Genomic DNA, 8334 nt, shown 5'->3' on the forward strand with positions numbered 1-8334 from the left:
TCGACACTTTTCTTTAAGTAAAATGTTTACTAAACAATGTTTCACGTGGAACAAATGTAAAAACAAATACTTAAATCTGAGAAAAAATCTAAAATCTGTAATCGTTAATCAAGAATCTTAAATCAAATGTTTCACGTGGAACAAAGTTTAAAACAATGATTTTAGCCGAAAATCTGAAATCAAAAATAAGAAGAAAATGTTTCTAGAAGAGTATGATGTAATTGTTGTTGGTGCTGGACATGCAGGTTCTGAAGCTGCTGCTGCTGCTGCAAATTTGGGTTCGAAAACTTTATTGGTTACAATGAGTTTACAAAACATTGCTCAAATGTCTTGTAATCCTGCCATGGGTGGAATAGCAAAAGGACAAATTGTTCGTGAGATTGATGCGCTTGGAGGATACTCAGGAATTGTTTCTGATCGAACGGCAATTCAATTCAAGATGTTGAACAAATCAAAAGGCCCAGCAATGTGGTCTCCAAGAGTTCAAAGTGACCGTATGCGGTTTGCTGAAGAATGGAGAATGATGTTAGAAGGAACTCCAAATCTTGATTTTTATCAGGAAATGGTAAAAGGATTGATTATTGAAAATGGTAAAATAAAAGGAATCAAAACTTCTTTAGGAGTTGAAATTCGTTCGAAATCGGTGGTGTTGACCAATGGAACTTTCCTAAACGGATTGATTCATATTGGAGAAAAGCAATTCGGTGGAGGTAGAGCGGGAGAAAGTGCTGCTTACGGAATTACCGAAGATTTGATTCAGGCCGGCTTTGAAGCTGGAAGAATGAAAACAGGAACGCCTCCACGAGTGGATGGACGTTCTTTAGATTATTCGAAAATGAATGAAGAAAAAGGAGACGCGAAGCCTTCTAAATTTTCTTATTCTGATTTAACTTCTCCGTTGACGCATCAGCGTTCTTGTCACATGACTTATACGTCTCTTTATGTTCATGATATTTTGCGAGAAGGATTTGATCGTTCACCAATGTTTAACGGACGAATTAAAAGTCTTGGGCCAAGATATTGTCCTTCTATTGAAGATAAGATTAATCGTTTTGCTGATAAAGAACGCCATCAGCTTTTTGTAGAACCAGAGGGTTGGAATACCTGTGAGGTTTATGTAAACGGATTTTCAACTTCGCTTCCTGAGGATATTCAATTTAAAGCATTGCGTTCTGTTGCTGGATTTGAAAAAGTAAAATTCTTTCGTCCTGGTTATGCAATCGAATATGATTATTTTCCGCCAACGCAATTGAAACATACTTTGGAAACCAAGTTGGTTGAAGGTTTGTATTTTGCAGGACAAATTAATGGAACTACAGGATATGAAGAAGCAGCTTCGCAAGGATTAATGGCTGGAATTAATGCGCATTTAAAAGTCCATGAAAAAGCGCCGTTAATTTTAAAACGTGATGAAGCTTACATTGGAGTTTTAATTGATGACTTAATTACGAAAGGAACAGAAGAGCCATACAGGATGTTTACTTCTCGTGCTGAATATAGAACGTTATTGCGCCAGGATAATGCCGATTTTAGGTTGACTCCAATGGCTTATGAAATTGGTTTGGCTTCAGAAGCGCGTTTGAGAAGAATGGAACACAAACTGAATGAGTCTGAAAAAATGGTGGCTTTTTTCAAAGAAACTTCTGTTTCAGTTGCAGAAACAAATCCAATTCTAGCTTCTAAAGAAACAGCGGCCATTTCGCAAGGTGATAAAATGTTTAAAATATTTTCTCGTCCGCAAATTGATTTAGAAGATATGATGCAGTTTGAAAAAGTTCAAAATTATGTTGCCGAAAATGTTTTGGATGAAGAAATTTTAGAACAAGCCGAAATCCAAGTCAAATATTCGGGTTACATCGAGAAAGAAAGAAACAACGCGGATAAACTAACTCGACTAGAAGATGTGAAAATTCCAGTTGATTTTGATTATAATAAAATCAAATCAATGTCTATAGAAGCCAAGCAAAAGTTAGACAAGATTCGTCCAGTAACTATTTCACAAGCTTCAAGAATTAGTGGAGTTTCACCGAGCGATATTTCGGTCTTACTGATTTATATGGGAAGATAGAAAAGTGTTCAGTGTTCAGTTTTTTTTTAGTATTCAGTTTAGTAGAAATCCACTAACTGACCACTTAAAGCTGACCACTGAATACTAATAACAAAATTGTTCCACGTGAAACTATTTTTAAATTACAAATAAATTTATTAGTAAGACGACTAAACTGATTACTAAAAAAACTGACCACTGACCACTAAAAAATGGATATTTTAAATAAAAAGCATTTCCTTACTGTAAAAGACCATTCGGTTTCTAAAGAGATTTTTGATTTGTATCAGGATGAAACTTTGGATATGTTGATTACGCATCCGCAACCCAGTTTGGATACTTTGGGGAAATATTACGAAAGTGAAGATTATATTTCGCACACCGATAACAAAAGATCTTTATTTGAAAAAGCCTATCATTTTGTGAAGCAAATCGCTTTAAAAAATAAATTAGATTTAATTAATTCTTTTCAACCGAATAAAGGACGCATTTTAGATATTGGTGCTGGAACAGGAGATTTTTTATTAACTGTACAAGAAAATGGTTGGCAAACAATAGGAGTAGAGCCAAGTCCAAGAGCAAAAGGAATTGCTATAAAAAAAGGAATTTTATTTGTTGAAGATACTAAGGAATTAGAAAGCCATTCTTTTGATACCATTTCAATGTGGCATGTTTTAGAACACGTTCCAGATTTAGATGCTCAAATTAAAGAATTAAAACGTTTGCTAAAACAAGATGGAACTTTGATTGTTGCGGTTCCTAATTACAAATCTTTTGATGCAAAACATTACGGAGCATTTTGGGCGGCTTATGATGTACCTATTCATTTTTGGCATTTTTCTAAAAAAGCGATTGAATTGCTTTTTGCAAAAGAAGGAATGAAATTAGAAAAAGTACTTCCTATGAAATTTGATTCTTTTTACGTGAGTTTACTTTCTGAAAAATACAAATCTGGAAAAATGAATTTTGTAAAAGCATTTTTCATTGGATTACAGTCGAATTGGAAAGCCCAGCGTAATTTTGAGTATTCATCCCATATTTACGTCTTAAAAAACAACTAAAAACCATTTTAAGCTGTTTTCTGAGCTGTTTTAAAGTTAAAAGATATGTTTTGGGGTCTTTTTTAAAAAAGTCGCTCATAAGCGAGATAATAAAGCTGGTTTCAATAAGGTTATCTTATTGTTATTGTTTTTACAATAATTAAATCTAATACTATAAAAAACGGGCATTTTCTAAAGTTTTTTAGGATGCTGTCTATTTTTTTATATTTTTGTCACACACACATTAATTCAGAAATAAATCAAAATGAGATCAACGATTCAAGATTGCCCAAAAAGAAATATTTATAATAGGAGTAAAAAAGCTTTAGTAATTATTGCCATTTCTATTTCAGTTGTTGCTTGTAACAAAACAACAGAAACAGTTAAAGAAGTAAAAACGGCTTACATTGATACTTCGGAATTGATGAAAGAATATACTGAGGCGAAAGATTTAGAAGCAAAATATAAAGCGCAATCTGAAGAAAAGGGAAGACAGCTAGAAGCCGAGATTAATCGATTCAAACAAGATGCTGCCAATTTCCAATCGCAAGCACAAGCTAACGGTCAGGAGTGGGCACAAAAAAGAGGAGCTGAATTGCAAAAAAGAGAACAACAACTGGGTTATGCTCAACAAGCATTGGCACAACAATTACAACAATCAAGCGGTGCCGAAATGGATAGTTTAGTAAGTGGTGTGAAAAAATTCATCAAAGATTACGGGAAACAAAAAGGATATGATTATATCTACGGTACTGGTGATGCTGCTTCAGTTTTATACGCTCAGGAAAAATATGATATCACTAAAGAAATCATCAAAGCTTTGAATGAAAAATACAAATCTTCATCTAAAAGCGAAGAAAAAGTAGAAGATAAAAAAGAAGAAAAGAAATAGTTGTTTCCTATTAATTCAAAAAAATGCCTTCAATTCTCGTTTGAATTGAAGGCATTATTATTTAAAATGCATAGTTGTAATAAGTAAATAATAACTTATATTTTTTAATTTAATATTTTTATTAATTTAGTTCTCTAATTCCACCAGCCATGCAAACCTTATCCGAAGCCGCTCAATATACCTTACAGTTTATCAATCAAACGCAACGTTCGGTCTTTTTGACTGGAAAAGCGGGGACTGGCAAGACTACACTTTTGCGTGAAATTATTGAAACTACGCATAAAAACACGGTCGTTGTTGCGCCCACAGGAATTGCCGCTTTGAATGCTGGTGGAGTCACTATTCATTCGATGTTTCAATTGCCGTTTAGTGGATTTATTCCTTCACATACTGCTGAATCCCAATTTTCAGAAACAGTAAAATTTGAGAATAAAGAAAGTTTGCGTAGGCATTTTAAAATGAGTGGTTTGAAAAAAGCAGTGATTCGCAATATGGAATTGCTGGTTATTGACGAAGTGAGTATGCTTCGTGCCGATTTGCTCGATGCTATGGATTATATGATGCAAACGGTGCGTAAAAAAAGTGCTCCTTTTGGCGGCGTTCAAGTGCTTTTTATTGGCGATTTATTGCAATTGCCGCCCGTAATTCGGGATGAAGAATGGCGAACGTTACGCAATTATTATAAAGGAAAATTCTTTTTTCATTCGCATGTTATTCAGCAATCTCCGCCTTTGTACATCGAATTATCTAAAATTTTCCGTCAAACGGATTCTAGTTTTATTTCCGTTTTAAATAATTTAAGGAATAACCAAATTACGCCCGATGATGTTCAGGTTTTAAATCAATATGTAAAACCTAATTTTGATTTAAAAGCCAATAAAGGCTATATCACATTAACCACTCATAATGCTAAAGCGGATGCAATGAATGCACAAGCTTTGGAGGATTTGAAAGGAGAATTAATTACGTATAAACCAGAAATTATTGGCGATTTTCCAGAGAAAATTTATCCTGTGGAACATAATTTGCAATTGAAAGTGGGTGCCCAAATCATGTTTGTGAAAAACGATTTGGCTTTCGAAAAAAACTATTTCAATGGTAAAATGGGAATTATTAAATCGCTTTCGAGTCAGGAAATCTTGGTACATTTTCCTGAAGAACATAAAACCATTGAAGTGGAACGATACGAATGGCAAAATATTAGATACAAAGTCGATCCATTAACAAAGGAGGTTCAGGAGGAGGTTTTGGGTACTTTTGTGCATTATCCTATCAAATTAGCCTGGGCAATTACGGTGCATAAAAGCCAGGGATTAACATTTGATAAAGCTGCGATTGACGTTTCGCAAGTTTTTATGCCCGGACAAGCTTATGTCGCTTTGTCGCGTTTGCGTTCGTTAGAGGGTTTAGTTTTGCTTTCTCCTCTGCGAATGAATGGTATTTCTAACGATCAGGATGTTATGGATTATGCACAAAATAAAGCTTCGGAAGAGGTGCTTAAAAATTCGCTGCATTTTGAAACCAAAAATTTCATCCATAATTATTTGATTAACAGCTTTGATTGGTATGATTTGGCTCAGGAATGGCGCAATCATAAATTCAGTTATTCGGATAAAACGGAAACTTCGGCAAAATCTAAAAATGCGCTTTGGGCAGCAAAGCAATTGGAGAATATCGAATCACTTTTGGATCCATCCAAAAAATTCATCATTCAATTGAATCGAATTTTTGCTAATGAAACGGTGGATTTAATTCATGTATCTGCCCGAATTCAGGCGGCCTTTGATTATTTTTTCAAAGCTATGGACGATTTGGTTTTTGAAATTCTGTGGAAAATAGAAGAAATTAAACGACTCAAGAAAGCCAAAGCTTATTTTGAAGAATTATCGGAATTAGAAGAATTGCAATCGAAAGCCGTTTTGCGTTTGATGAAAACCAAACTTTTGATAGAAACCGTTATTGCAAATGAGCCTATTTCGAAAGAAAAACTCACTTCAGACGAAATCAAAAAATACCTTTCGAGAAAGAAAGAAGCCATTCAAAATCAATTCAAAGAAGCGAATATTACGTTGATTGAAGATGAAGAAGATGTAAATCGCTACACTTCGAAGAAAAAAGATCAGGCAGCGCCAAAAAAGTCAACTGTTGAGGAAACTTTCGATTTGTGGATTGCTAAAAATTCGATTCAGGATATTGCCGATATTCGAAAATTAAGTATTACAACTATTGAAACGCATTTGGTCAAATTAATTCAGGCAAAACGTATTTCGATAAGCGAAGTCTTACCGCAGGATAAAATGGACGAATTAGCCGAAGCTTTTAAATATTACAAAGAAGAATCGCTAAGTGGTTTGAAAGAACAATATGGCGAAAAATTCTCTTGGGATGAGCTGAAAATGTTTAAAGCGAGTTTGAATTAAAAAGTCATTGCGAGGAACGAAGCAATCTCACAAACAGTTATACAGTACTTGACTTTGCAAATGAGATTCCTTCGTTCCTTGGAATGACAATTTTGGTCCTTTTTGAGTTATTTTTTATACTTTTGCAAAAAATATTCTCACTTAAACCGTTTATAGCATGCAACTGTACAACACCTTAAGCGCAGAAGAAAGAGCTGAATTGATTGATCAAGCGGGTAAACAACGTCTTACGTTGTCTTTCTATGCGTATGCCAAAATTGAAGATCCCAAAAAATTTCGCGACGATTTATTTCTAGCCTGGAATGCACTGGATGCTTTGGGTCGAATTTACGTTGCCCACGAAGGTATTAACGCTCAAATGAACGTTCCTGCCGAAAATATTGAAGCTTTTAGAGAAACTTTAGAAGTATATGATTTTATGAAAGGCATTCGTTTGAATGTAGCCGTTGAACAAGATGATCACGCATTTTTAAAATTAACGATTAAAGTGCGTCACAAAATTGTTGCCGACGGTTTAAACGACGACACTTTTGATGTAACCAATAAAGGTGTACACTTAAAAGCCAAGGAATTCAATGAAATTCTGGAAGATCCCAACACGATTGTTGTCGATTTTAGAAATCATTACGAAAGTGAAGTCGGGCATTTTAAAGGCGCAATCACTCCGGATGTAGAAACTTTTAGAGAAAGTTTACCCATAATAAATGATCAACTTCAAGATCACAAAGACGATAAAAATCTGGTAATGTATTGTACTGGAGGGATTCGTTGTGAGAAAGCGAGCGCGTATTTCAAACACCAGGGTTTTAAAAATGTTTTCCAATTAGAAGGCGGAATTATCAATTATGCCAAGCAAATTGAAGAGGAAGGATTAGAAAGTAAATTTATTGGGAAAAATTTTGTTTTCGATAATCGTTTAGGAGAAAGAATAACTGATGATATTGTTTCGCAATGCCATCAGTGTGGAAAACCTTGCGACAATCACACCAACTGTGTTAACGACGGTTGTCATTTGTTGTTTATCCAATGTGATGATTGCAAAGCGGCTATGGAAAATTGCTGTTCTGCAGAATGTCAGGAAATAATCCATTTGCCTTATGACGAACAAATAAAATTAAGAAAAGGGAAACAAGTAGGAAATAAAGTTTTTAGAAAAGGAAAATCAGAAAGTTTGAAGTTCAAACACTCTGGAGAACTATCTGATACTGCTTTGGCTACAGCTCCAAAATCGGCAGATATACGTCAGAAAATAAAAGTAAAAAAGACCTTAGTTGGAAAAGCCGAGCATTATTATGTAAAAGCTCAGGTGGGACTTTTTACTATTGAAAACCAGGAATTGAATTTGGGTGATAAAATTTTAATCTCAGGACCAACTACAGGAAATCAGGAATTGGTTTTAGAAAAAATGATAGTAAACGACTCAGAAAACACAGTAGCCAAAAAAGGAGACCGAGTAACATTTGCAGTTCCTTTCAGAGTCAGATTATCTGATAAAATATATAAGATTTTAGACTAAAAATACAGTCAAAAATTGTTTTAAAGCCTATTTCAATTCATTTGAAATAGGCTTTTTTTATAAAAATTTTAATGTTTTGGAGAATCTTTAATTAATTTAAATTTCACAGGTTGAAAAAACTCTTTTGAATCTTTCTCAAAATAAATTCCGTTTTCTTTTTCCTCTAATTTTACTTGGTAGTTATGAATTATAGAAGTTTGTGCAATCACATTTACTTGGTATGTATTACCCATTTTGTTTTCTATTGAGATATTTTGAACAATTCCATTAATCACAATTGATTTTGGAATTATGGCGGTGTTATTGAGTTCAAAAGTAACGATATATCCTTTTTCACTGTTCCTGTTATAGCTTTTATAGGTTTGGTTTTTAATGTCTAAAATCTGCTTGGAACAGGATAAGAGAAAAAAACATCCGAA

General features: G+C 34.1%; 6 protein-coding genes. 5 read left to right on the top strand and 1 reads right to left on the bottom strand.

Translation table 11 applies throughout. The annotated features are described in order from the left end of the window. Window positions 1-196 precede the first annotated feature (196 nt). The 5 genes from mnmG to trhO all read left to right on the top strand — a co-directional run bounded on the left by mnmG (window position 197) and on the right by trhO (window position 7915). Complete coding sequence (mnmG, locus tag AAGV28_RS13795) at window positions 197-2068, top strand: tRNA uridine-5-carboxymethylaminomethyl(34) synthesis enzyme MnmG (protein WP_373407338.1); 1872 nt, start codon at window positions 197-199, stop codon at window positions 2066-2068. Between the two features lie 191 nt (window positions 2069-2259). Further along, window positions 2260-3108 carry a class I SAM-dependent methyltransferase gene (locus tag AAGV28_RS13800; protein WP_373407339.1) on the top strand — a complete coding sequence of 283 codons (849 nt, stop codon included), beginning with the start codon at window positions 2260-2262 and terminating at the stop codon, window positions 3106-3108. Window positions 3109-3352: 244 nt separating this feature from the next. Then, window positions 3353-3979 carry an OmpH/Skp family outer membrane protein gene (locus AAGV28_RS13805; RefSeq protein WP_373407340.1) on the top strand — a complete coding sequence of 209 codons (627 nt, stop codon included), beginning with the start codon at window positions 3353-3355 and terminating at the stop codon, window positions 3977-3979. A 149-nt stretch (window positions 3980-4128) separates the two neighbouring features. Further along, window positions 4129-6399, top strand: a complete 2271-nt coding sequence (locus AAGV28_RS13810; protein ID WP_373407341.1) for a helix-turn-helix domain-containing protein — start codon at window positions 4129-4131, stop codon at window positions 6397-6399. 157 nt (window positions 6400-6556) lie between these two features. Continuing rightward, window positions 6557-7915: an oxygen-dependent tRNA uridine(34) hydroxylase TrhO gene (gene trhO, locus AAGV28_RS13815; RefSeq protein WP_373407342.1), complete on the top strand. Its 1359-nt coding sequence runs from the start codon at window positions 6557-6559 to the stop codon at window positions 7913-7915. A gap of 68 nt (window positions 7916-7983) precedes the next feature. Here the strand turns inward: trhO and AAGV28_RS13820 are convergent. Then, window positions 7984-8334, bottom strand: a 351-nt coding sequence (locus AAGV28_RS13820; protein ID WP_373407343.1) for a hypothetical protein, incomplete at its 5' end; no start/stop codon positions are given.

This window comes from Flavobacterium zubiriense (genome assembly GCF_041729725.1).
GTDB lineage: Bacteria > Bacteroidota > Bacteroidia > Flavobacteriales > Flavobacteriaceae > Flavobacterium > Flavobacterium zubiriense.